2 protein-coding genes and 1 pseudogene are annotated in these 1,819 nt (G+C 65.9%); all 3 read left to right on the top strand.

Annotated features, from left to right (window positions below; translation table 11 throughout):
* Positions 1-259 (top strand): hypothetical protein (locus tag A2J02_RS28875; RefSeq protein ID WP_231911513.1); only part of this gene is annotated, 259 nt, incomplete at its 5' end.
* Between the two features lie 339 nt (positions 260-598).
* Positions 599-1,597 (top strand): substrate-binding domain-containing protein, encoded by a 999-nt coding sequence (locus A2J02_RS26985; protein ID WP_068056113.1) that lies wholly within the window; start codon positions 599-601, stop codon positions 1,595-1,597.
* A gap of 42 nt (positions 1,598-1,639) precedes the next feature.
* Positions 1,640-1,819 (top strand): annotated as a pseudogene (locus tag A2J02_RS26990) (ABC transporter permease); the annotation flags it as partial.

The raw sequence follows: 1,819 nt of genomic DNA on the forward strand, positions 1-1,819 counted from the left end.
GATGGGTGGTGGTGCGTGGCATTTGCTGGGTGATCTGGGTGGGGCAAATGCGCGCGCATTCGTTGGGTGCGCGCGGAATAGCCAGGTGATCGGGCGCGAAATCGCGCGCGGATGGCAAACGCGCGCGCATTTGCGGGAACTGGGGCGGCGGGGAGAACCGGGGGAGGCGGGTACTCGGGCGTCGGAGGCTGATCGCTGGAGGGGGCTGATCGGCGGCGATCGCAAATGCGCGCGCATTCGCCAGGTGCTCACGGATTAGCCAGGTGATCGGGCGCGAGTTCGCGCGCGGATGGCAAACGCGCGCGCATTTGCGGGAACCGGGGGCGGCGGGGAGGCGGCTGGGGACTCGGTTTCGGCGGACGGGGGAGGGTTCGCCGCCGAACAAGTGATGGGTGGTGGTGCGTGGCATTTGCGGGGACCGGGGCGACGCGAACCGGGTCGACCCAAACCACGTGACCCCCGTCACGAACCGTCTGCCCGGTCGGTGAAAAAAATCCAGGTTTGTTTCGGCGAAAGCGCATGCGCAAGCGCTTGTATGCGTTCTAGGCTCCTGCAATCGAGCGACGCGACCGCGTGGCTAGGGGACAAGGGAGTCCACATGTTCAATCACCGTCGGAAGTCCGCGCTGACGATCGGCACCGCGCTCATGGCCGGTTCGCTCGTGTTCGGTCTGACCGCTTGCAGCAGTTCGGATTCGGACAGCGTCAAGGTCGGACTCATCACCAAGACGGACTCCAATCCGTACTTCGTGAAGCTGCGCGAGGCAGCGCAGGCGCAGGCGGATTCCAGCGGAGCCGAGCTGGTGGCTCTGGCCGGCGCTTTCGACGGTGACAACGAGGGACAGGTCGCGGCCATCGAGAACCTGGTCGGGCAGAGCGTGAAGGGGATTCTGATCACCCCGAACTCGTCCACCGGAGTCCTGGACGCGATCAAGAAGGCACGGGACGCCGGCGTCGTCGTCATCGCCCTCGACACCGCAACCGACCCCGAGGACGCGGTCGACGCCACGTTCGCCACCGACAACAAGGCCGCAGGCGTCAGCCAGGGCGAATGGGTCAAGGGCACGCTCGGAACCACTGCGCCCCAGGTCATCATGCTCGACGGCACCGCGGGCGGCACGGTCGACACGTTCCGTCACGACGGCTTCCTCGAGGGCATGGGCCTGACCGACAGTTCGCCGGAGATCGTCGGCCAGGAGAACACCAACGGCGATCAGACCAAGGCGCAGACCGCCATGGAGAACCTGCTGCAGCGCGCACCGGGCGTCAATGCGCTGTACACGATCAACGAGCCCGCAGCAGCGGGTGCGTACCAGGCGATTCAGTCTGCCGGCCGCGCCGATCAGATCACCATCGGCTCGATCGACGGCAGCTGCACCGGCATCGAGAACGTCAAGGCCGGCATCATCGGCGCGACGGTGTTGCAGTTCCCGGCGAAGATGGCCGAGCAGGGTGTCGACGCTGTGGTGAAGTTCGCCGAGGACGGCACCAAGCCCAGCGGCTTCAACGACACCGGCTCGCAGCTGGTCACCGATCAGCCCGTCGACGGAATCGAGTCGCAGGACACCGCGTGGGGCGAAGAGAATTGCTGGGGCTGATCGCGGATTCCCGGACCATCGCCCCAACACGAGGACTGATCCGTGAGTACTGACACCGCCGCCGAGCCCAAGGCTCCGAGCCGGTTCAACGTAGGGACCATTCTGCGTGAACCGCTGCTCGGGCCGATGGCCGCACTCCTCATCGCCGTCATCGTCTTCAGCTCGATCTCGAGCTCGTTTCTCAACCCGCAGAACGTTTCTCTGATCCTGCAGCAGTCGGTG

The organism is Rhodococcus sp. EPR-147, from assembly GCF_001647185.1.
GTDB lineage: Bacteria > Actinomycetota > Actinomycetes > Mycobacteriales > Mycobacteriaceae > Rhodococcoides.